Origin of the sequence: Amycolatopsis iheyensis, assembly GCF_024703995.1 — a bacterium.
GTDB classification, from domain to species: domain Bacteria; phylum Actinomycetota; class Actinomycetes; order Mycobacteriales; family Pseudonocardiaceae; genus Amycolatopsis; species Amycolatopsis iheyensis.
On record NZ_JAMXQV010000014.1, the window covers coordinates 206,760 to 228,642 of the forward strand.

Annotated in this window: 22 protein-coding genes; 13 read left to right on the plus strand and 9 right to left on the minus strand. The window is 72.1% G+C overall.

Translation table 11 applies throughout. The features are described 5' to 3' along the window. Positions 1 to 3: 3 nt before the first annotated feature. Positions 4 to 624, minus strand: a complete 621-nt coding sequence (locus M8542_RS26305) for a macro domain-containing protein (RefSeq protein ID WP_257922905.1) — start codon at positions 622 to 624, stop codon at positions 4 to 6. Between the two features lie 98 nt (positions 625 to 722). On the opposite strand from M8542_RS26305, the gene pheA reads away from it, so the two are divergent. The 3 genes from pheA (at position 723) to M8542_RS26320 (ending at position 3,012) form a co-directional block, all read left to right on the plus strand. Continuing rightward, positions 723 to 1,631, plus strand: coding sequence for a prephenate dehydratase (pheA, locus tag M8542_RS26310; protein ID WP_257922906.1), 909 nt, complete (start codon positions 723 to 725; stop codon positions 1,629 to 1,631). Further along, positions 1,628 to 2,245 (plus strand): histidine phosphatase family protein, encoded by a 618-nt coding sequence (locus tag M8542_RS26315; RefSeq protein WP_257922907.1) that lies wholly within the window; start codon positions 1,628 to 1,630, stop codon positions 2,243 to 2,245. Before pheA ends, M8542_RS26315 begins: the two co-directional genes overlap by 4 nt. Positions 2,246 to 2,367: 122 nt before the next feature. Then, on the plus strand, positions 2,368 to 3,012 hold the full coding sequence (locus M8542_RS26320; protein WP_257922908.1) for a DUF4232 domain-containing protein: 645 nt from the start codon (positions 2,368 to 2,370) through the stop codon (positions 3,010 to 3,012). Here the strand turns inward: M8542_RS26320 and M8542_RS26325 are convergent. From M8542_RS26325 to M8542_RS26340, 4 genes are all read right to left on the minus strand, one after another. Continuing rightward, positions 3,009 to 3,488: a hypothetical protein gene (locus tag M8542_RS26325; RefSeq protein WP_257922909.1), complete on the minus strand. Its 480-nt coding sequence runs from the start codon at positions 3,486 to 3,488 to the stop codon at positions 3,009 to 3,011. The genes M8542_RS26320 and M8542_RS26325 overlap by 4 nt on opposite strands. A 38-nt stretch (positions 3,489 to 3,526) precedes the next feature. Then, entirely contained in the window at positions 3,527 to 4,771 is a 1,245-nt protein-coding gene (locus M8542_RS26330) for an MFS transporter (protein ID WP_257922910.1), read from the minus strand. A 100-nt stretch (positions 4,772 to 4,871) separates the two neighbouring features. Continuing rightward, a complete protein-coding gene (locus M8542_RS26335; RefSeq protein ID WP_257922911.1) occupies positions 4,872 to 5,222 on the minus strand; it encodes a metallopeptidase family protein in 351 nt (116 codons plus the stop codon). Further along, complete coding sequence (locus tag M8542_RS26340; RefSeq protein WP_257922912.1) at positions 5,222 to 6,247, minus strand: septum formation family protein; 1,026 nt, start codon at positions 6,245 to 6,247, stop codon at positions 5,222 to 5,224. The genes M8542_RS26335 and M8542_RS26340 overlap by 1 nt, the downstream gene beginning before the upstream one ends. Positions 6,248 to 6,402: 155 nt before the next feature. On the opposite strand from M8542_RS26340, the gene M8542_RS26345 reads away from it, so the two are divergent. Genes M8542_RS26345 through M8542_RS26360 form a run of 4 tightly spaced genes read left to right on the plus strand, consistent with a single transcriptional unit; the run spans position 6,403 to position 9,591 of the window. Then, complete coding sequence (locus M8542_RS26345; protein WP_257922913.1) at positions 6,403 to 6,954, plus strand: hypothetical protein; 552 nt, start codon at positions 6,403 to 6,405, stop codon at positions 6,952 to 6,954. After that, positions 6,955 to 8,121 carry a glutathionylspermidine synthase family protein gene (locus M8542_RS26350; protein WP_257922914.1) on the plus strand — a complete coding sequence of 389 codons (1,167 nt, stop codon included), beginning with the start codon at positions 6,955 to 6,957 and terminating at the stop codon, positions 8,119 to 8,121. A gap of 43 nt (positions 8,122 to 8,164) precedes the next feature. Beyond that, positions 8,165 to 8,617 carry a DUF350 domain-containing protein gene (locus M8542_RS26355; protein WP_257922915.1) on the plus strand — a complete coding sequence of 151 codons (453 nt, stop codon included), beginning with the start codon at positions 8,165 to 8,167 and terminating at the stop codon, positions 8,615 to 8,617. Positions 8,618 to 8,676: 59 nt separating this feature from the next. Further along, entirely contained in the window at positions 8,677 to 9,591 is a 915-nt protein-coding gene (locus M8542_RS26360; RefSeq protein WP_257922916.1) for a haloalkane dehalogenase, read from the plus strand. Here the strand turns inward: M8542_RS26360 and M8542_RS26365 are convergent. Next, positions 9,588 to 10,427, minus strand: a complete 840-nt coding sequence (locus M8542_RS26365; RefSeq protein WP_257922917.1) for a helix-turn-helix transcriptional regulator — start codon at positions 10,425 to 10,427, stop codon at positions 9,588 to 9,590. The genes M8542_RS26360 and M8542_RS26365 overlap by 4 nt on opposite strands. A gap of 101 nt (positions 10,428 to 10,528) precedes the next feature. On the opposite strand from M8542_RS26365, the gene M8542_RS26370 reads away from it, so the two are divergent. Further along, positions 10,529 to 11,455 carry an SDR family NAD(P)-dependent oxidoreductase gene (locus tag M8542_RS26370; RefSeq protein ID WP_257922918.1) on the plus strand — a complete coding sequence of 309 codons (927 nt, stop codon included), beginning with the start codon at positions 10,529 to 10,531 and terminating at the stop codon, positions 11,453 to 11,455. On the opposite strand, the gene M8542_RS26375 is transcribed toward M8542_RS26370, so the two are convergent. Then, a complete protein-coding gene (locus tag M8542_RS26375; protein ID WP_257922919.1) occupies positions 11,423 to 12,715 on the minus strand; it encodes an aspartate aminotransferase family protein in 1,293 nt (430 codons plus the stop codon). The genes M8542_RS26370 and M8542_RS26375 overlap by 33 nt on opposite strands. 120 nt (positions 12,716 to 12,835) lie before the next feature. Here M8542_RS26375 and serS point away from each other — a divergent pair, with 120 nt between their 5' ends. Further along, entirely contained in the window at positions 12,836 to 14,098 is a 1,263-nt protein-coding gene (serS, locus tag M8542_RS26380) for a serine--tRNA ligase (RefSeq protein WP_257922920.1), read from the plus strand. Between the two features lie 64 nt (positions 14,099 to 14,162). Continuing rightward, positions 14,163 to 15,167 (plus strand): DUF3558 family protein, encoded by a 1,005-nt coding sequence (locus M8542_RS26385; RefSeq protein ID WP_257922921.1) that lies wholly within the window; start codon positions 14,163 to 14,165, stop codon positions 15,165 to 15,167. Here M8542_RS26385 and lhgD read toward each other — a convergent pair. Then, positions 15,164 to 16,348, minus strand: a complete 1,185-nt coding sequence (gene lhgD / locus M8542_RS26390) for an L-2-hydroxyglutarate dehydrogenase (protein WP_257922922.1) — start codon at positions 16,346 to 16,348, stop codon at positions 15,164 to 15,166. The genes M8542_RS26385 and lhgD overlap by 4 nt on opposite strands. 80 nt (positions 16,349 to 16,428) lie before the next feature. On the opposite strand from lhgD, the gene M8542_RS26395 reads away from it, so the two are divergent. Beyond that, on the plus strand, positions 16,429 to 17,037 hold the full coding sequence (locus M8542_RS26395) for a TetR/AcrR family transcriptional regulator (RefSeq protein WP_257922923.1): 609 nt from the start codon (positions 16,429 to 16,431) through the stop codon (positions 17,035 to 17,037). Next, entirely contained in the window at positions 17,034 to 17,516 is a 483-nt protein-coding gene (locus M8542_RS26400) for a nuclear transport factor 2 family protein (protein WP_257922924.1), read from the plus strand. The genes M8542_RS26395 and M8542_RS26400 overlap by 4 nt, the downstream gene beginning before the upstream one ends. A gap of 5 nt (positions 17,517 to 17,521) precedes the next feature. On the opposite strand, the gene M8542_RS26405 is transcribed toward M8542_RS26400, so the two are convergent. Beyond that, entirely contained in the window at positions 17,522 to 20,611 is a 3,090-nt protein-coding gene (locus M8542_RS26405) for an AfsR/SARP family transcriptional regulator (protein WP_257922925.1), read from the minus strand. A 127-nt stretch (positions 20,612 to 20,738) separates the two neighbouring features. Between M8542_RS26405 and M8542_RS26410 the strand changes: the two genes are divergently transcribed. Continuing rightward, entirely contained in the window at positions 20,739 to 21,872 is a 1,134-nt protein-coding gene (locus M8542_RS26410) for a DegT/DnrJ/EryC1/StrS family aminotransferase (RefSeq protein ID WP_257922926.1), read from the plus strand. Positions 21,873 to 21,883: the final 11 nt, after the last annotated feature.

A 21,883-nucleotide genomic window follows, 5' to 3' on the forward strand; every position in this document is an offset into this window, starting at 1 on the left:
TGATCACCGAGGGTGACGGTGCCCGAAGACCTCGTCCCACGCCGCCGCGACCTGCCGGGCACACGTCGCCGGGTCCACGCCGCCGACGCCGGTGCCGAGCCCCGGCATCGCGATCGTGTCGACGGACTCCCGCACCGGCCCGTGGTCGAGCCGGCCGTCGCGCCACACCAGGAACACCGCCCGCGCCGCGAGGTAGGGGTGGACGGTGTCGGCCGGCAGCCGCTCGGCGGGCTCCCGCATGGTCGGCGCGCTGATCAGCCACGCCGGCTCGGCTTCGCCGGTCGGGACGACGACGGCCTCGCCGATGGGCAGCTCGCCGCCGTGAAACGCCAGGACCGCGCTGCGGACGTGCTGCTCCACACCCGGGAACGCGCGGGCGTAGACGGCGTCGATGCCGCCGCGCATCCAGCCGTAGGAGTTGGCCGGGCTGACCACCGCCTGGGCGACGACGTCGAGCACCGACCCGCGGTGCACCCGGACCCGGCCGGCCAGCTTCTGCGCGGCGGACGTCCAAGCGGTGGCTAGTGGTTCATCGACGGCGCACAGCACCAGCTCCGGTGTGCGAGGGGAGACCGGCGGGTGCGTGCCCTCACGGCCGGTGTGCGTGCCCGAGTCGGCGGTCACATCCCTAGCATCGCAAAAAATGCCACCCGGCGTAACCGGTTCCCGTACCGGCTGTCCGAGTGAAAGTCGCCACGGTCCGCCCCCGTAGCCTGGGGCCTGTGTCACGGATCGCATACTTCGGCCCCCAAGGGACCTTCACCGAACAGGCCGCGCGGGTCCTCGCCGCCGGCGACGAGCTGATTCCGGTCGAGACCGTCCGGTCGGCCATGGCGGCCGTCCGGAAGGGCGAAGCGGACGCCGCGTGCGTCCCCATCGAGAACTCCGTCGAGGGCGTGGTGCCCGCCACGCTCGACGGGCTCAGCGAGTCGACCCCGCTGGTCGCCGTGGCCGAAGCCATCCTGCCGATCCACTTCAGCGTGCTGAAGCGCCGCGGTGACGCTCCGATCCGCACCGTCGCCAGCCACCCGCACGCGCTCGCGCAGGTCCGCGAGTGGCTCGAGGTCAACCTGCCGGACGCGCACCCGGTGGCGTCGTCCTCGACGTCGGCCGCCGCGGTCGGCGTGCTGGACGGCGAGTTCGACGCCGCGGTCTGCGCCCCGGTCGCCGTCGAGCACTACGACCTCGAGGTGCTGGCCACCGAGGTCGCCGACGTCACCGACGCGGCCACACGGTTCCTGCTGGTCCGCGCGCCCGGCGCGCTGCCCGAGCCGACAGGCGCCGACCGGACGTCGGTGGTCGCCGCGGCCGTCAACCGCACCGGCACGCTCGCCGAGCTGCTCACCGCGCTCGCCGACCGCGGCATCAACCTGACCCGGCTCGACGCCCGGCCGACGCGGAACAACTTCGGCGAGTACCGCTTCTTCATCGACTTCGAGGGGCACGTGGCCGAGCCGCGGATCCTCGACGCGCTGACGGCGTTGCGCCGGCACTGCCGCAACCTGCGGTTCCTCGGCTCGCACCCGCGTGCCGACGGCACCCGCAGCACGATCGAGCCCGGCTTCGGCAACGACGACTTCGCCGACGCCGCCGGGTGGGCGGCCGCCGTCCGCAAGGGGGAGCTGGCGTGAGGCTCCTGCTCATCCGCCACGGCCAGACCGACGGGAACGTCCGCGGCGCGCTCGACACCGCGCTGCCCGGGCCGCCGCTCACCGAGCTGGGCCGCAGCCAGGCCGGCGAGCTGGCGACGCGGCTGGCGGGGGAGCCGATCGTCGCGGTCTACGCGTCCCAGGCGACCCGCGCCCAGCAGACCGCCGCGCCGCTGGCCGAGCACTTCGGCCTCGATGTCCAGGTCGTCGACGGCGTCCAGGAGGTCGGCGCGGGTGACCTGGAAGGGGCCACCGACCGCGACTCGATCCGCGTCTACATGGAGACGGTCCGGCAGTGGACCCTCGGCGAGCTGGCCCCGGCCATGCCCGGCGGCGAAAGCGGCATCGGCGTGCGGACCCGCATGCTCGACGCGGTCGGCCGGCTGCGCGCCAAGCACGAGCAGGCCGACCCGGACGGCGTGGTCGCCCTGGTCAGCCACGGCGGCGCGATCCGGCTGACCGGTGAGTGGCTGGCCGCGAACGTCCACGCGGACGTCGCGAACGCGGCGCTGATCCCGAACACCGGCCTGGTGGAGCTCGACGCACGCCCGGACGGGCAGTGGCACTGCCTGACTTGGGTCGACACCCCGCTCTGAGCAACCCGAAAGTGGGCTGCCGTCACGTTTGAGACACGTTTGGTGGGGAATTAACACCGGGACCCAACCTGCCGGAGATCCGCACGTCCACCCAGTAGCACCACACCAGGGAGGCGATTGAAATGGCTCGGAAGAAGCTTTCACGGTTGTTCCCGGTCGTCGCGGCTTCGGCTGGCGTACTGGCGCTTTCCGCCTGCGGGGGCGGCGGAACCACGAACGCGGCGAGCAGCTCGACCCCGTCGACGTCGGAGTCGCCGACCGCCACCACCGCGACCACGTCCGCCCCCAGCGCGACCAGCTCGGCGCCGACGTCGGCACCGGTCGCCGCGCCGCCCGCCGACAACGGGCTCTGCAAGGCCGGGGACGTCCAGCTGTCCCTCGGCCAGGGCGACGCCGGCGCCGGCTCGGTCTACCGGCCGCTGCTCATCAAGAACACCAGCGCGAAGCCGTGCGAGATCCAGGGCTTCCCCGGGGTCTCCTACGTGGCGGGCAACGACGGGCACCAGGTCGGCAAGGACGCGTTCCGCGAAGGCACCAAGGGCAACGCGGTCAAGCTGAACCCGGGCCAGTCCGCGGCCGCCGACATCCAGTTCGTCAACGTGCGGAACTTCGACTCGGGCACCTGCCAGCCGACCGCGGTGAAGGGCCTGCGCATCTACCTGCCGCAGGAGACCGCGTCGAACTTCGTGCCCACCGACGGCACGGCCTGCGCGAGCACGAAGATCCCCGGCAACCAGCTGGCCGTGAAGACGGTCCACCCTGCCTAGATGCGGGCGCAGATTTCTTGCGCCTGAACCAGGTGCCGCTGGCCGGAGATGTCGTTGAAGTGCAGGCTCAGCACCATCCGCGTGACACCGTCGATGTGGTCGGCCAGCGGCTGGTAGTTGGCGTTCACCTGGGCGGCCGCCGCGGACAGCTCGCGTGCGGCCGTCATCCGGTGCAGCCGCTCCGGGGTCAGGCCGGGCGTCAGCGACGGCTGCGCGTCCCGGCTCGTGTCGGGCAGCTCGCCGACCCGGTCGAGGGCCTGGCACGCCGCGAGGGCGTCGTCGAGCGCTCCGGCGTGCACGCCGGAAAGGCCCCACAGCAGACCGAGCACGCTGCCGCCGAGCACGAACCCGGCGACGGCGCACAACACCAGCATCCGGCGTGACTGCGGCGGGGCCTTGACCTCTTCGGACTCCTCCGAAGCCGCGGGCTCGTCGTAGTCGGGGCCGGCTTCTTCGCCGGTTTCCGCGGTGCGCATGGCCGCCTCCCGTCACCTGAGTGATGACGTATTTCAGCTCACAATCCCCGATCGTGGTGCGTCAGCGCCGCGGCTGAGTCCGATTTGTCATCGAGGGAGACCCGGCGCAAGGCCGCGAAGGCGAACCCGGCGATCACCAGCATGGCCAGCCCGGACACCGCGAACGTCCGCGCGGCGGTGCCGAGCGCCTCGGTCAGCACGCCGCCGAGCAGGGCGCCGACCGGGATCGCGCCCCAGACGACCGTCCGCCACACCCCGAGCACCCGCCCGAGCAGCTCGCCGGGCACCAGCGTGTGCCGCGCGGTCGCGAGCACGACGTTCACCGCGACCACCGCGGCCGCGAACAGGCCGAACAGCGCCGCGCCCGCGACCGGCGAGCGCACCAGCCCCATCCCGCCGAACCCGGCGCCGCAGCAGAGGATGCCGCCGACCACGACCGCGCGACGGCCGCCCGCGCGCACCAGCCGCGGCGCGATGCCCGCCCCGAGCAGCCCGCCGATCCCGCCGACGAACGCGAAGAGCCCGAAGGTCGCGTCGGACAGGTGGAGGTCCTCCAGCGCGTACAGCACCAGCTGCGCCTGCGCGAGCTCGCTGACCAGGCTGAGCAGCCCGGCGACGGCGACCAGCCGCAGCAGCAGCGGGTGCCGGCGCAGCCAGCGCAGGCCGTCGGCCAGCTCGGTGCGCAGCTTCGCCGGCTGGTGCGTCTCGCCCTGCGCGCGGTAGGTGCCGGCCAGCCCGAGCAGCACCGCGGCCGCGATCGCGAAGCCGGCGGAGTTGAGCACGAACGGGAAGGCCGCGAAGAGCGCGAAGGTCAGGCTGCCGACCGGGCCGCCGAGGAACGTCTGGCCGACGATCTCGCACGCCTGCAGCTTGCTGTTGGCCGCGTCGAGCGAACCGTCGCCGACGACCGCCGGGATCAGGGCGTTGGCCGCGCTGTCGGCGACCGTCTCGGCCGTCCCGATGACCAGCGCGGTCAGGTAGACCAGCCAGATCGTCATCCCGCCGGTCGCCACGAGCACGGCCAGCACGCCGACGGCGACGGCGCGCGCGGCGTTCGCGACGACCATCGCCCGCCGCCGGTCGATCCGGTCGACCAGCGCGCCGGCCACCGCCGCGAACAGCAGCCAGGGCAGGAACTGGGTGGCCGACAACCCGGCGATGAGCACGGGGTCCCGGGTCAGCGTCGTGGCCAGCAGCGGCAACGCGACCTTGCCGATGCCGTCGCCCAGGTGCGACGCCGCGCTCGAGGTCAGCAGCCACGTGAGTCTTCGCGCGTTGTCCATCGGGGCCCCCGGCACACATCGCAGTCACCCAATGACGTCGAGTAACAGGATAAGGGCACGGTCACCCGATGGTGGTCACGGTGTCACTACTAGTTGCCGGTCAGCCCCAGCCGAGCTCGTGCAGCCGGGCGTCGTCGATGCCGAAGTGGTGACCCAGCTCGTGCACGACGGTGATCAGCACCTCTTCGACGACCTCGTCCTCGTCTTCGCACATCGAGAGGATCGGCTGCCGGTAGATCGAGATGCGGTCCGGCAGCACCCCGCCGTACGACGTCGTGCGCTCGGTCAGTGCGATGCCGTGGTAGAGCCCGAGGATGTCCGGCGCCTCGTCGTTGAACTCCTCGACGAGCACGACGACGTTGTCCATCGCCTTCGCGAACTCCGCCGGCACCTCGTCGAGCGCTTCCGAGACGAGCTCCTCGAAGCGCTCCCGGCTCATCTCGACGGGCATCAGCCGTTGGTCTTCGACGACGGCGGGGCCGAGCTCGACGTCGCCGGGCCGCCGCCACCGTCCGACGGCGGGCCGCCGTCCTGGGGCTGGCCGCCATCGCCGGCGGGCGCGGCCTTGACGCTGCCGGTGACCGCCTGCAGGCCGCTGTTGTCCGGCAGCTTCGCCGCGACCTTGCAGTTGACCTTCGTCGACCCGGCGTCCCAGCTCTCCTGCTCCCGCAGGTCCCAGGTCAGGATCAGGTGCTTCGCGTCGAGGTCGGCGCCGCCCGTGTAGTCCGCGGCCTGCTTGGTGCACTCGGTGTCGAGCCAGGCCTTCTGGTCGTCCTGTGAGGGGTAGGCGTCCTTGAACTTCGACTTGAGGTCGAGGGTCGCGATGATCTCGTAGGAGTGCGGCTTGGTGCACTCGATCGGATCGCCGACGCCCTTGCCCAGCAGCGCGAGGCAGGTGCCCGGCTCGAAGACGGGCGACTGGTCCTGCTCCTTCGCCGGCCCGGTGGTCGGCAGCAGCGTGCCGCCGGGGCCCGCCCACTGCAGGCCGCAGCGCAGCTGGCGGTCGCCGTCGTCCCACTGGGACGGCGTCGGGCGCAGGAGGTTGGTCGTCAGCTTTCCGTAAGGATCGAGGCTGTGGCCGAGGTACGGCTTCACGTCCGAGGTGCACTTCTGCTGCGCGATCTGCTGCCACTGCTCCAGCGACGGCGCCGGCGCGCCCTCCGGGAACTGGGCGCCGATGTCCACGAGCGCGGTCACCTCGAACTTGTGCGGCTGCGTGCAGGGCACCTTGTTCGCGTCGCTCGCGTCGGCGTTGTTCCAGGTCAGGCAGCTGCCCGGGGGTGAGTGGAACGCCTCCTCCGCCTCGGGGGAGAGCTTTCCCGCCCCGCCGCCGGCCCCGCCGGCGAAGCCGCCGCTGCCGGTGAACAGGACGCTGAGGGCGAGCGCGATGAGCGCACCCGCGAAGATCCCGCCCATCACGACGCGGGTGCGCAGCGTCTGCGTGGCGGTGGGGAACCGATCGGCGCTGGGAGACATCGCAGTCCATGATGCCCGCGCCGCGCGCGACGTGCGCGACCTAGGGTGGTTAGGGTGGGTCACGGTTTCGTGGTGGCCGGGATTACGGAGCGCACATGACGCAGGACAGCAACACTGGGGACCAGCCGCCCCCCGAGCCGCCGAAGCGCGGTTCGATGAGATTCCAGGACTCGAATACGCAGCCTCGCCAGCCTTCGGTCGCCGAGCAGCGCGCCCGTCAGCAGGCCCTCGCGCAGGAGGAACGGGACGCCGAGCTGGCCCGCCAGGCCGACGCCAAGGCGGCCACGCGGCGCAAGATCCTCATCGGCAGCGGCGTGACCGTCGGCCTCGTCGGCCTGGTCGCGACGTTCTACTCGGTCGCCAAGCCGGCCGGTGAGGTCACCGCCGTCTGCACCGACAAGGACGGCATCGTCCAGAACGACGACAACTGCGACGAGCACTACGTCACGACCCACGGGGGCTACTCCAGCGGTGGCTTCCTGTTCCTGCCGATCAACACCGGCGGCTACCAGAGCTACCGGTACAACTACGGCGGCACCGGCACCATCGGCCAGCGCGTGACCGGCGGCTCGTACGACGCGCCGTCGTCGCGGACCAGCGTGAACACCAAGTCGGGCAAGTCCGTCCAGCGCGGCGGCTTCGGCATCAGCGGGAAGAGCGGCAGCACCGGGAGCACCGGCGGCACCGGCAAGAGCGGGGGATCCTAGGTGTACCGGGACCGGCGTGAGCCGCGGCGAGACTGGCAGCGGATCGTCGAGGAGCAGGGACTCGTCTACGGCACGCCGGCCCGCGACAACAGCGGTCGCATGCGGCCGTACTGGGACGAGTCGGTCCACTACGTCTTCGACATGGACGAGGTCCTCTCGCTCGAAGCCGACGTCGAACTGCTGCACTCGATGTGCCTGGAAGCGGTCGACAACGTCGTGACGACCGAGGGCTACCAGCGCTTCGGCATCCCCGAGTGGGTCTGGCCGCACATCGCCGAGTCGTGGAAGCGGCAGGACCCGCACGTCTATGGCCGGTTCGACCTGCGCTACGACGGCAAGTCGCCGGCGAAGCTGCTGGAGTACAACGCGGACACGCCGACCACGCTGCTGGAGGCGTCGCTGCTGCAGTGGCACTGGAAGACCGACGTCTTCCCGGACGACGACCAGTGGAACTCGATCCACGAGAAGCTCGTCGAGCGCTGGTCGTTCCTGCAGGACAAGCTGCCGTCGAACGAGCTGCACTTCACCTGGTCGGCGGCGGATCCGAGCGGCGAGGACAACGTCACCACCGCGTACCTCCAGGAGACCGCGGCCGAGGCCGGGCTCGACACGGTGGGCCTGGCGATCGAGGAGATCGGCTGGGACCCGCTGCTCAAGCGGTTCGTCGACCTCGAAGAGGCGCAGATGGCGACCGTGCTGAAGCTGTACCCGTGGGAGTGGGTGGTCGACGAGGAGTTCGGCCGCAACGCCGTCGAGTCGCTGCCGCGGACGCTGTGGATCGAGCCCCTCTGGAAGATGATCCTCTCCAACAAGACGCTGCTGGCGATCCTGTGGGAGAACTACCCGGGCCACCCGAACCTGCTGCCCGCCTTCGCCGACGACCCGGGCCTGCTCACCGAGTACGTCCGGAAGCCGAAGCTGGGCCGCGAGGGTGCGAACGTGCAGATCGTCGCGACCGGCTACGAGACCCAGACCGACGGCGTGTACGGCGCCGAAGGGTTCGTCTACCAGGCGTTCGACCCGCTGCCCGAGTTCGACGGCTACCGGCCGGCGCTGGGCGCGTGGATCGTCGGCGACAGCTCGGCCGGCCTGGGGATCCGGGAGACCGGCGGCCTGGTCACCGACGACGGTGCGGCATTTGTCCCACATCGCATCGTCGAGTCGTGATACAACACCGTCGCTGATCAGCTCTTTCCCTGGGAGACAATTCGTGAACACGACCCTTGCGCTGTCCGACACGTTCGGCTCCGACCTCGTGCGGGGGATCGGCGCGATCCTGCTCTACGGCGTCGTCGGCCTGCTGCTGATGTTCGCCGGCTTCTACGCGATCGACTGGACCACGCCGGGCAAGCTGTCGAAGCTGGTCACGCAGGGCCTGCCGAACGCGGTCATCGTGACCGCGTCCGGGATGCTGTCGATGGCGTTCATCGTCGTCGTGGCGATCTTCAACTCGGCGAGTGACCTGACCGAGGGCCTGATCACGTCGCTGGTCTACGGCCTGCTCGGGATCATCGTCCAGGTGGTCGCGGTGCGGCTGCTGGAGTGGGCGACCCGCATCGACGTGGCGTCGACCATCGAGAGCGAGAAGTTCGCGCCGGTGAGCATCGTGGTCGCGGCCGCGCACATCGGCCTGGGCCTCGTGGTGGCGGTCGGCATCTCCTGAACCGGGTTTGGTGAGCCGGGTCACGCGCTGCGTGGCCCGGCTCTGCCGTTCGCACTAGCGTGGGGTTCGTGCGCCTGCTGAGGACACCGGACGACCGGTTCACGGACCTGCCCGACTTCCCCTTCGAGCCCCGGTACATCGAGCTCGACGACCCGCACGGCGGCCTGATCAGAGTCGGTTACGTGGAGGCCGGCCCGGCCGACGGCCCCGTGGTGCTGCTGCTCCACGGCGAGCCCAGCTGGTCCTACCTCTACCGCAAGATGCTGCCCGTGCTGGCCGCCGCCGGCCTGCGCGCGATCGCCCCGGACCTGGTCGGCTTCGGCCGCTCGGACAAGCCGGGCGACCTGGTCGACCACACCTACGCGCGGCACGTGGAGTGGATGCGCGGCTTCGCCTTCGACGCGCTGGACCTGCACGACGTCACCCTCGTCGGCCAGGACTGGGGTGGCCTGATCGGCCTCCGCCTGGTCGCCGAGAACCCGTCCCGCTTCGCCGGGGTCGTCGCGGCCAACACCGGCCTGCCCACCGGCGACGTCGACATGCCGGCGGTCTGGCACCAGTTCCGCGAGGCCGTCGAGAACGCCCAGGTGCTGGACATCGCGCGGTTCGTCCAGTCCGGCTGCACGTCGACGCTGTCGGAGGAGGAGCGCGCGGCGTACGACGCGCCGTTCCCCAACGAGATGTACAAGGCCGCGCCGCGGGCCATGCCGTCGCTGGTGCCGTTCCGGCCGGACGACCCGGCCTCGGAAGCCAACCGCGCGGCCTGGAAGACGTTGACGGAGCTGGAAATCCCGTTCCTGGTGGCGTTCTCCGACGGCGACCCGATCACCGGCGGGATGGCCCCGATCCTGAAGCGCTCGATGAAGGGCGCGGCGGGGCTGGAACACCCGGTGATCGCGGGGGCCGGGCACTTCCTGCAGGAAGACGCGGGCGCGGAGCTGGCCGAGCAGGTGGCTCGCTTCGTGCGCGGCTAGATCTCCAGCGACTGGGTGCCGAGGACGGTGGCGAGCTCCAGCCGGTTCGCGTCCTCGGTGCCCGGCTCGGCCGTGTACACCGTGATCCGCAGGTCGTCCTGGGTGACGAGCAGGGTGTCGCAGTCCAAGGTGATCGGCCCGACCGGGTGGTTGATCGTCTTCCGCCGCGCCGGGTCGGTCAACGCCGGCGGCTCGGCGTCCCAGAGGGAGGCGAACCGCGGGCTGCCCGCGGTCAGCTCGGTGATCAAGCGCCGCAACGCGTGGTCGGCCGGGTAGCGGGACGTCGTCAGGCGCAGGTCGGCCACCAGCCGGGCTTCGTGCTCGGCCTGCTCCTCGGGCGTGTGCACGACGCGCGAAGGCAAGCGCGTGACGTTGCGCCAGACCGCGTTGCGTTCGAGACCGCGCCAGGCGGTCGTGTCGCCCATGAGCGCGTTGTACGGCGCGTTGGCCAGCACGAGCGTCCAGCTCGCGTCGTAGACGACCACCGGGGTGTGGGACAGCCGGTCGAGCAGCCGCTGGATGCTCGGGGTGACCCGCGACGGCACGACGTCCGGGCCGGGTGCCGCGTGCCCCGCGAGGCGGTAGAGCAGATCGCGCTCGGGGCCGGACACGCGCAGCGCGCGAGCCAGCGCCTCCACCACCTGCGCCGACGGTGCGGTCGCGCGCCCCTGTTCGAGGCGGGTCAGGTAGTCGGCCGAGATGCCGGCGAGGGTGGCCAGTTCTTCGCGGCGCAACCCACTGGCCCGGCGACGGCGGCCCGCGGGCACGCCGACGGCCTCGGGCGCCACGCGGTCGCGCCAGCGGCGCACCGTCCGGCCGAACTCCCAGTCCTCCACCCGGCCATTCTGGAGCAGCCCGCCGCGGTTGTCCTGGCCCCGGCAGTCCTACGAAAACCGGACGGCTGGTTGACGCCGGAGCGTTTCCGCAGGCTGGAGCCATGACCGAACCCGGAACCGTGCTCATCACCGGCCCGACCCGCAACCTGGGCCGGCACACCGTCCTGTCCCTGGCCGCCCGCCCCGGGCGACCCGACCTGCTGCTCGTCGGCCGCGCCGGGCGTGACCTGACCGCGGTCGCCGACGAAGCCCGCGCGCTCGGCGCGAACGTCCACGAGATCGGCTGCGACCTGGCGAGCCTGGCCGACGTCCGGGCCGCCGCGGCCACCGCGCGCGAGCTGCTCGACACCGGCGCCGTCCGGCCGCTGCGGGCGCTGATCGCCAACGCCGGAGTCATGTCGGCCGACACGCGACGAGCGTCCGCCGACGGCTACGAGCTGACGTTCGCCGTCAACCACCTGGCCCACGCGCAGCTCATCGGCGACCTGCTCGGCTCGTTCACCACCCCGGCGCGGATCGTGCTGATCGGCTCGAACACCTACCACGCCAACTTCTGGCGCAAGCTGCTGCACGTGGCCGAGGCCGACTGGGCCGACCCCGTCGAGCTGGCCCGCCCGGCCACCGGCGAGCCGAGCGTGGAGGCGTCCGGCGTCGCCTACTCCAACGCCAAGCTGGCGATCCTCTACTACGCCCACGAGCTGCAACGGCACACGGACGTCAACGTGTCCGTGTTCGAGCCCGGCTGGATGCCCGGCACCGCCCTGGGCCGGGGCGCGCCCGCGGCGTTCCAGGCGATGAGCCGCGCCCTGGCCCGGATCCCCGGCGTCTCGACGCCCCAGCGCTCGGGGCCGCTCCTGGCCGCGCTGGCCGTCGACGACAAGTGGGCGCACGTGCGCGACGGCGCCTTCGTGGTGAAGGACAAGCTGACGGAGGTCCAGCCGGTCGCCCACGACCGCGGTCGTGAGCGCCGGCTGTGGGAAGCGACCGCCGAGCTGCTAGGCGAGCGCCGCGTGGGTCGCCGCCAGTGAGTCGACGAGGATGTCCAGGCCCTCCTGGGCTTCCTCGGCGGTGAGGGTCATCGGCGGGCCGAGGCGCAGGACGTTGCCGTGCAGGCCGCCCTTGCCGATCAGCAGGCCGCGCTTCTTCGTCTCCTCAAGCATGCGGGCCGCGGCCGCCACGAAAGGCTCGGTGGTGCCCGGCTTGATCAGCTCGACGCCGATCATCAGGCCCTTGCCCCGCACCTCGGCCACGATCGGCGACCCGGCGGCCTGGAGACCCGAGATGAGCTGCGAACCGCGGGCCGCGCAGTTGGCCTGCAGGTCGTGGTCCTTGATGTAGTCGAGCACCGCCGTCGCGCCGGCCATGGACACCGGGTTGCCGCCGAAGGTCGAGAACGACTGGGCCTGGAAGCAGTCGAGGACGTCGCCGCGGGCGACCACGCCACCCACCGCGAGGCCGTTGCCGAGGCCCTTCGCGAAGGTCATCATGTCCGGCGTCACGCCGTGCGCGTCGATGCCCCAGAAGTGCTCGCCGGTGCGGCCCCAGCCGGTCTGGACCTCGTCCGAGACGAACAGCACGCCGTAGGAGTCGAGGACCTCCTTCATCGCCCGGAACAGCCCGTCCGGCGGGAGGCTGAACCCGCCGACGCCCTGGATCGGCTCGGCGATCAGGCAGGCGACGTCGCCCGCGGTCGCCGTGTCGAGGACGTCCACCAGGTCTGCCACGCAGGCCTTGATGTAGTCCGCGTCGGACATGTCCCGGAAGGGGCTGCGGTAGCGGTAGCCGCCGTGGACGTAGCTGACCTTCACCGGGCTCAGCGCCGACGCCGACCAGCCGCGGTTGCCGGTGATCGCGACCGTCCCGAAGGACCGGCCGTGGTAGGAGTTGCGCATCGCCAGCACCTGGTTGCTGCGCCGGAACTGCGTCGCCAGCATCAGCGCGGTGTCGTTCGCCTCGCTGCCGGAGTTGGTGAAGAACACCTTCGCGTCCGGGATGTTCGACAGCTTCGCGATCCGCTCGGCCAGCTCGACCTGCGACCGGATCAGGTACAGCGTCGAGGTGTGCAGGATGCCGGTGTCGAGCTGCTTGCGGACCGCGTCGCCGATCTCGGCGACGTCGTAGCCCATCGAGTTCGTCAGCACGCCGGCGAAGAAGTCGAGGTAGGTGCGCCCCTGCGAGTCCGTCATCCGGCGGTCGTGGGCGTGCACGATCTCGATCGGCTCTTCGTAGAGCAGGGACATCCAGGACGGCATCACAGCGCGGTGCCGGGCGAGCAGCTCGTCGGTCATCGGGGCGCCTCCTCCGGGGTTTCTTGGAGTATGGGGACGCCGTGAACAGCGCTTCAACGATCAGACTGTCGGGATAACCCAGTACGGCCGCACAGTCTGTACGGACTACCCTCTGTCTTCGTGATTGACCCCAGGACTCTGCGCGAAGACCCGGAAGCCGTGCGCGCGTCGCAGCGCGCCCGTGGTGAAGACGAGGGAGTGGTCGACAAGCTGCTCTCCCTCGACACCCGGCGCCGCTCTTCCATCGCCGCCGCGGACAAGCTGCGCAACGAGCAGAAGCTCCTGGGCAAGCAGATCCCGAAGGCGCCGCCGGAGGAGAAGCAGCAGCTGCTGGCCACGGCCAAGGAGCTCGCCGCGCAGGTCAAGGCCGCCGAGGTGGAGCAGAACACGTCGTCGGAGGAGTTCGACCAGCTCTTCCGCACGCTGCCGAACCTCGTCCACCCGGCCGCGCCCATCGGCGGCGAAGACGACTTCGCCGTGCTCAAGCACGTCGGCGAGCCGACGAAGTTCGACTTCACCCCGAAGGACCACCTCGAGCTGCTCGAAGCACTCGGCGGCGTCGACATGGAACGCGGCGCGAAGGTGTCGGGCTCGCGGTTCTACTTCCTCACCGGCGTCGGCGCGCAGCTGCAGCTCGGCCTGCTCAACATGGCCATCGCGCAGGCGCTCGAAAACGGCTTCACGCCGATGATCACGCCGTCGCTGGTGCGCCCGGAGATCATGGCCGGCACCGGCTTCCTCGGCCAGCACTCGAGCGAGATCTACCACCTCGCCGACGACGACCTGTACCTCGTCGGGACGTCGGAGGTGCCGCTCGCGGGCTTCCACGCCGACGAGATCCTCGACCTGAACGACGGCCCGAACCGCTACGCGGGCTGGTCGTCCTGCTACCGGCGCGAAGCCGGCTCGTACGGCAAGGACACCCGCGGCATCATCCGCGTGCACCAGTTCGACAAGGTCGAGATGTTCGTCTACGCCAAGCCGGCCGACGCCGAGGCGGAGCACGAGCGGCTGCTCGGCTGGGAAGAGCAGATGCTCGCCAAGATCGAGGTGCCCTACCGGGTGATCGACACCGCGACCGGCGACCTCGGCACGTCCGCGCACCGCAAGTTCGACTGCGAGGCGTGGATCCCGACGCAGGACACCTACCGCGAGCTGACCTCGACGTCGAACTGCACGACGTTCCAGGCCCGCCGCCTCTCGGTCCGCTACCGCGACGAGAACGGCAAGCCGCAGATCGCCGCGACGCTCAACGGCACGCTGGCCACCACCCGGTGGATCGTCGCGATCGTCGAGAACCACCAGCAGGCGGACGGCTCGATCCGCGTGCCGGAGGCGCTGCGGCCGTTCGTCGGCGGCAAGGAAGTCCTCACGCCCCGCTGAATCGGGCGGATCCGCGGTGCTGCTCCGTTCGTCCCAGTAGTGTCCGGGCCGAACGGGAGGATTCATGCGCATGAAGTGGCAGGTCGTGGTGGCGCTGGCGGCCCTGACCGTGGTGTCCGGCTGCACGGTGGCCGTCAGCGGGACGGCGGCGCCGGTGCCCGGCCAGGGCCCGGTCGTCACGTCCGTCGACGCCTGCACGCTGCTCGACGAGGGCCAGCTCGACGCGCTGGGCTACGAGGCCAAGGGCCGCTCGGTGCAGGAGAACAAGGAGCGGCTGCAGACGCCGATGTGCCTGTGGAACCGCAAGGACGACGTCGAGCCGTCGGCCATCCTGAACGTCGGGTACACCACGGACCTCGACTTCAACGAGTACATCGCGGGTGCCGTGCCCAAGTCGGAGCCACAGCAGATCGGCGGCTTCAGCTGGACGCAGTACCCGTCGATCCTCGCCGACGACTGCGTCTTCTACGCGCTCCTCAACGACAAGTCCTTCGCCTACGTCAGTGTGTCGGAGCCGCCGATCGACAAGTCGTGCGAGCTCGCGAAGGCGGTGATCCCGCAGGTCGCCGCCCACCTGCCCGGCGGGCAGGAGGCGCCGTCGATCACCCCGACGGGCCCGGCGAAGGCGGAGCCGGGCGGGCCGCTGCTTTCGGCGGACCCGTGCGCGATGCTGAAGCCGGAGCAGGTCGCGCAGCTGAAGAACATCTCGCCCACCGGCGAGAAGGACACGTCGTCCACGGTGCCGAACGCGTCCTACTGCCTGTGGGACGACACCGACGGCGACGGCGGCCAGAAGGCGTTCGAGGTCTGGTTCGGGCCGAGCACCCCGGTCGCGGACTGGCCCGGCGTCAACGGCGTCACCCCGGCCGAAACCGTCGACGTCGGCGGCAAGAAGTGGGGCATCTTCCCGAACCTGGGTGGCCTGCGCGTGACCTGCGGCGCGTTCCTGCCGATCACCGAGACGTCGTCGGTGCAGGTGATCAGCGGGTTCATCGGCGACGACACCAAGACGTGCGACCTCGTGAAGCAGGGCTTGCCGCTGGTGACGGCCAACCTGCCGACCGCCTAGGCCGACACCTGGTCCGCGATGTGGCGCGCGATCTCGAGCGCGCTGGTCGCGGCCGGTGACGGCGCGTTCAGGACGTGCACCTGGTCGCGCGCGGTCTCGATGAGGAAGTCGTCGACCAGCGAGCCGTCGCGGCGCATGGCCTGGGCGCGCACGCCGGAGCCGTGGCGGACGATGTCGTCCTCGGTCACGGCCGGGACGAGCCGGGCCAGGCTCGCGGCGAACCGCTTCTTCGAGAACGAGCGCCGCACCTCGTCGAGGCCGGTCGGGAAGGCGTACTTCTTCGCGAGCCGCCAGACGCCGGGGAAGGCCGCGACCTCGGCGACGTCCTTCGCGGAGAAGTCGCCCCAGCGGTAGCCCTCGCGGCGCAGCGCGAGCACCGCGTTCGGGCCGGCGTGCACGCTGCCGTCGAGCATCCGGGTGAGGTGCACGCCGAGGAACGGCAGCGTCGGGTCCGGCACCGGGTAGATCAGGCCCTTGACCAGGCCCCGGCGTTCGGGCTTGAGCTCGTAGTACTCGCCGCGGAAGGGCACGATCTTCGCCGACGGCGTCAGCCCGGCCAGCCGCGCGACGCGGTCGGAGTGCAGCCCGGCGCAGTTCACCAGCCCGTCCGCGATGACGACGTCTTCCCCGGTGGCGACCTCGACCCCGCCGTTCGCGCCGGCCCGGATGGCCAGCGCGGGGCTGTTCAGCCGCAGGTCGACGCCGGCTTCGTCGAGCAGCCGGACGAGTGCTTCGCAGACCGCGGGGAAGTCGATGATGCCGGTGGACTCGACCCGCAACGCGGCGACGCAGGAGACCTCGGGCTCGTACTCGCGCGCCTCGGCGGGGGAGATCTTCTTCGCCGGGACGCCGTTCGCTTCGGCCCGCTCGGCCAGGGTGTTCAGTGCCGGGATCTCACGCTCGTCGGTGGCGACGACGAGCTTCCCGCACACCTCGACGGGCACGCCGTACTGCCGCGCGAAGTCCACGATGGACCGGTTCCCGGCCACGGACATCCGCGCCTTGAAGGAGCCGGGCTTGTAGTAGAGCCCGGCGTGGACGACGTTCGAGTTGTGCCCGGTCTGGTGCGCGGCCCAGCGCGCTTCCTTCTCGAGCACCGTGACGTCCAGCCCGCGCCTGGTCAGCTCCCAGGCCACGGCCAGCCCGACGATCCCGCCCCCGACGATCACCACGTTGCGCACGATCGACCAGGCTACGCGAACGCCTGGTCGGGGTCTTGCCCTGGCGTTACCTAACAGTCGTCAGGTACGGTACCTAACCGATGTCAGGTAAGCGGTTGACGCGGGAAGCGCGGCGCGAGCGGATCCTCGCCGCGGCCGCCGGGGTGTTCGCCTCGGCGGGGTACGACGCGGCCGGGATGCGCGAGGTCGCCGCGGCGGCCGGGATCAGCACGCCGGTGCTCTACGACCACTTCCCGGCGAAGGCGCGGCTGTACGCGGCCCTGCTGGAGTCCGAAGTGGACGACCTGCTGGCCGGCTGGGCCGCGCTCCCGCCGTCGGACGATCCGGAAGTGCTGCTGCGCAGCCGCGTCTCGGCGATCTTCGCGTGGCTGGAGGCGCACGAGCGCGGCTGGCGGATGATCTTCGCCGAGCCGCCGTCGGACCCGGCGGTCGCGTCGGTGCACCGCCGCGGCCAGGAGCGGGCGACGGCCAACCTGGCCGCGTTGTTCCACGGGGTGCCGCTGGACCTGACCGCCCGCATCCCGCGCCCGCTGGCCGACGAGGTGCTGGCCGAGGCGTGCAAGAGCGCGTTGAACGGGGTGGCGACGTGGTGGTGGGACCACCGCGACGTCCCGCGCGAGGAGGTCGTGGCGCTCACGGCGGACCTGCTGTGGCGCGGCCTGGGGAAACTGACCGAGGGGGAGCGATGAGCACGGAGACCTACCGCCGCGCGGCCGAAACGGGCGACGTCGACCTGGCGCTGACAGCGTTCGCGCCGGACGCGGTGCTGCATTCGCCGCTCACTTCGCGGGTGGTGTTCACCGGCCACGCGCAGCTGCGGCCGCTGCTCGAGGTGGCGTTCTCGCACCTCACGGAGCTCACCTTCCACACCGACGCCGGCGACGACCGGACCCGCGTGGTGGTCTACACCGCCCGGATCGGCGGCGAGGCGATCGAGGAGGCGGCGGTGCTCCGGCTGAACGCGGCCGGGCTGATCGAGGACGCGACGTTGTTCGTGCGGACGTTGCCGGCGCTGGTGGCGTTGATGGACCGCTTCGGCCCGGACATCGCCCGCCGCAACGGCCGCCCGCTGGCCGCGCGGGTGCTGGGCGTGCTGGCGAAGCCGCTGCTGGCGATGGTCCGCTCCGGCGACCGCCACGCCGTCCCGCTGGCCGCGCCCCGGACCTGAGCGCGTCAGTCCGCGAGGCCGGCCGCCGTCAGCGCCTTCTGGGCGCTCATGCCGAGCCCGGTCCCGTAGGCCCGCTCGAAACCGGCGGCCCCGAGCGAGCCGAGCACCCGGGTCCGCACCGACGAGACGTCCGGGTCGCCGGCGATCGACGTCCCCCGCACGCCGACCGCCGCGCCCAGCAGCGTTGCGGCCTGTTCCGGTGAGGCGACCCCGGCCAGGCCCTCCAGCGCGAACGCCACCACGTCACTCGCGTGCCACTGCCGGCCGGCCAGCAGGGCCGTGCGGTGCAACTGGGCCGCTTCCCGCGGCCGGCCCTCGGCCAGCGCCAGCCAGCCCAGCGCGATCGTCGCCATCGCGCGGACGGTCTCCGCGGCGAACGAGCCGCCCGGGCATTCCGCCAACGCCCGCTCGCACCACGAACGGGCCGCCGGCAGATCACCGGCGAAGCGGGCCAGGTTCGCCAAGCCGATGTACGCCGCCGCGCGGGTCTCCGGCATGCCGGACCGGCGGGCCGTCGACGCCGCCAGCTCGTAGTCCGCGCGGGCGCCCGCGTGGTCGCCCGCCAGCAGCCGGGTCCAGGCGCGGCGGCAGATGAGGTCCGCCGCGTCGTCCGTCGCGCCGATCTCGGACATCAGGCCGAGCGCCTCGTCCATCAACGGCACCGCGGCGTCGTGCTCGCCGCGCCAGGTGAGCAGCTGGGACAGGTGGTCCAAGGCCATCGACAGGCCCCACCGCTCGCCCAGTGCGCGGAACTGCGCCGCCCCTTCGCGAAGCCCTTCTTCGGCGCCGGTCAGGTCGCCCGACATCATCGCGCGCAGGCCGATGCCCGTCGGCAGCAGCGCCCAGCCCCACGCGTCGCCCTGGGCCAGCAGGCCCTCGCCGCGCCCGGCCAGCTCTTCGTCGTCGGCCGGCGGGCCGATCACCACGCCCAGCAGCATCACCAGCATCGGGTTCCGCGGCACCCAGTTCCCGTCCGCGGCGTAGCGCCGGACCAGCGGCAGGTACTGCTCCAGCGACTCCTGCGGCGGGCCCGACATCGCGCCGAGGACGCACACCAGGAACTCCTCGACGTACTCCTCGCGCAGCTCCGGCGTACACCGCGAGACGACGGCCAGCGACAGCCCCGCGCCCTCGAACCGCCGCCCACGCATCCACCAGTACATCGCGAGCAGCGGCACCAGCCGCAGCGCGAGCACGACGTCGTGCTCGGTCGCCCAGCGCAGCGCGGCCAGCAGGTTGTCGTACTCGGCGTCGAGCCGGTCGAGCCACTCCAGCTGCGCGGCCGTCCGCAGCATCGGGTCGGCGTCCTCGGCGAAGCGCAGGAAGTACTCGGCGTGCGCCCGGTGCAATGCCGCCGTCTCGCCCGCTTCGGCGAGCTTCTCGGCGCCGAACGCGCGGATCGTCTCCAGCATCCGGAACCGCCCGCCGACGGCTTCGACCAGCGACTTGTCCGCCAGCTCGAGCAGCAGGTCGGCGTCCGCGCCGCAGACCTCGGCCGCGGCGGCGAGCGTCGCGCCACCGGGGAACACGGTGAGCCGCCGGGCGAGCTCGCGCTCGTCGTCGCCGAGCAGGTCCCAGCTCCACTCGACGACGCCGCGCAGCGAGCGGTGCCGCGCCTCCGCGGTCCGGCTGCCCCGGCCGAGCAGGCGGAACCGGTCGTCGAGCCGGGTCGCGATCTCGCCGAGCTCCAGGGCGCGGACCCGCGCCGCGGCCAGCTCCACGGCCAGCGGCAGGCCGTCGAGGGCCGCGCAGATGTGCTGGACGTCGCCGATCGTCGAGTCGTCGACGGCGAACGCGGGATCGCTCGCGGCCGCGCGGTCGGCGAACAGCCGGATCGCCGGGTACGCCAGCGCCGCCGCCGCGGGCGTCCCGGGCGGCGGGACGGCCAGCCGCGGCACCGGCGCCAGCTGCTCGCCGGTGATGCCGAGCGGCTCGCGGCTGGTGGCCAGCACCCGCAGGCCGGGGCACGCGGCGAGCAGCCGCGCGGCCAGCCGCGCCGCGACGTCGACGACGTGCTCGCAGTTGTCGAGCACGAGCAGCGCCGCCCGGTCGCGCAACGCCGAGATCAGCCGGTCGGCCGGGTCCTGCGGCCCGCCGCGCGAGCTCTCACGCAGGCCGAGCGCGCCCAGCACGGCGCCCGCGACGCCGTCGCCGCTGTGCGGGGCGAGCTCGACGAACGCGACCGGCCCGGCTTCGGCGCCGGCGACCTCGACCGCCAGGCGTGTCTTGCCCGTGCCGCCCGGCCCGGTCAGCGTCACGAGCCGGCTGCGGTCCAGCAGCCCGGCCACCTGCCGCAGCTCGTCGGCCCGGCCGACGAAGCTGCTCAGCTGCGCCGGCAACGCCGGGATCGCCGGCTGCTCGGTCTCGCCGCGCAGCACGGCGAGGTGGGCCTCGGCGAGGTCTGGACCAGGGTCGGCGCCGAGCTCGTCGGCCAGTGTGCGGCGGGCGGCTTCGAACGCGGCCAGCGCGTCGGCCGGGCGGCCGGCGGCGGCGAGTGCCCGGACCAGCTGCGCGCGCGGCCGTTCCCGCAGCGGCTGCGCGGCGACGGTCTCCCGCAGCTCCGCGAGGACGTCTTCGGCGCGTCCCAGCGCCAGCCGGGCCTCGACGTGGTCGTCGGCCGCGTCGGCCCGCAGCTGGTCGAGCCGGGTGGCCTGGGCCGCGGCGAACGGCGCGTCGGCCAGGTCGCTGAACGCCGCCCCGCGCCACAGCGCCAGCGCTTCGCCCAATGTGGACGCCGCGCGGCCGTGCTCGCCGTTCTTCAGCAGCGTCCGGCCTTCGCGTGCCAGGCTTTCGAAGGCGTGGACGTCCACTTCGCCCGGTTCGACGACCAGCCGGTACCCGGCGGCGGTGAACTCGACCGGCGCCAGCTCCTTCAACGCCGTCCGCAGCCGGGACACCTGGGACTGGAGCGCGTTGGCCGCGCCGTCCGGCGGGTTCTCGCCGTACATGCCGTCGATCAGCCGCTCGGCCGGGACGAACCGGCCGGCCTCCAGGGCGAGCAACGTCAGCAGCGTCCGCGACCTCGGGCCGCCGACCGTCACTTGCGTGCCGTCGTCCGCCCACGCGGCGACCGCCCCCAGCACCCCGAATCGCATGCGCCCAGCGTAAGAGGTTCTTCGCCCCCAGGTGGGCGTCACTCGAAAGTGGTCTTCGGCGTGGTCCTGTGAATCACCTGAGAGCGCGTCTATACACTTCGGCGGGTCCCCACGCAATGGGAGAGGTATGTCGTCAGACAGCATCGTCCTCGGTCAGCCGACCGTCGGAGAAGAAGAGCTCGCCGCGGTAGCCGAGGTCTTCAAGTCCGGCTGGCTGGCCGGCGCCGGCCCCGCGTGCCGCCGTTTCGAAGAGCGGTTCGCCCAGGTCACCGGCACGGCCCACGCGTTGACGACCGCGAACTGCGGTTCGGCGCTCTTCCTCGGCCTCAAGGTCCTCGGCGTCAAGCCGGGTGACGAGGTCATCGTCGGCGACTACACGTTCCCCGCCACCGGCCACGCCGTCGTGCAGGCCGGCGCGAAGCCGGTGTTCGCCGACATCCGCCCGGACGTCTTCAGCGCCGACCCGGCCCACGTCGAGTCCCTGATCACGCCGAAGACCGTCGGCATCCTCGCCGTCGACGTCGCGGGCCAGCCCGGTGACTTCGACGAGTACCGCGCGATCGCCGACAAGCACGGCCTCTGGCTCTTCGAAGACGCCGCGTGCGCCGCGGGCGCCACGTACAAGACGCGCCCGGCCGGCAGCCTCGCCGACCTCGCCGCGTTCTCCTTCCACGGCCGCAAGGGCATCACCGCCGGCGAAGGCGGCGCGCTGGTCTCCGACCGCGAAGACCTCATCGCCCGCGCCCGCAAGCTGCACACCTACGGCATCGAGCCGGCCATCAGCCGCGAGGGCTCGGACACGCTGCCGATCCCGGAGTTCCACGAGCTCGGTTACAACTTCCGCATGTCGGACGTGCAGGCCGCGATCATGAACGTCCAGCTCGACCGGCTGCCGGACCTCCTCGCCGCCCGCCGCTCGGTCGCGAAGCGCTACCACGAAGCCTTCGAGGACGTCGAAGCGCTGACCGTCCCGGTCGAACTGTCCGATCGGGAGCACCCGTGGCAGGCCTACCTGCTCACGGTCGCGCCGGAGGTCAGCCGCGACGCGCTCGCGCTGCGCGTCCGCGCCCAGGGCGTCCAGTGCAACTTCGGCACCTACGCCTCGCACCTGCAGCCCATCTACGGTCCCCAGGCGCCGCTGCCCGTCTCGGCCGACGCGTTCGCGCGCCAGCTCGCCGTCCCCATGCACGCCAACCTCACCGACGCCGAAGTCACGCGGGTCGGCGAGGTCGTGCGCGAAGCCGTGCAGTCCCTGTCCTGAAGTGCCGATCG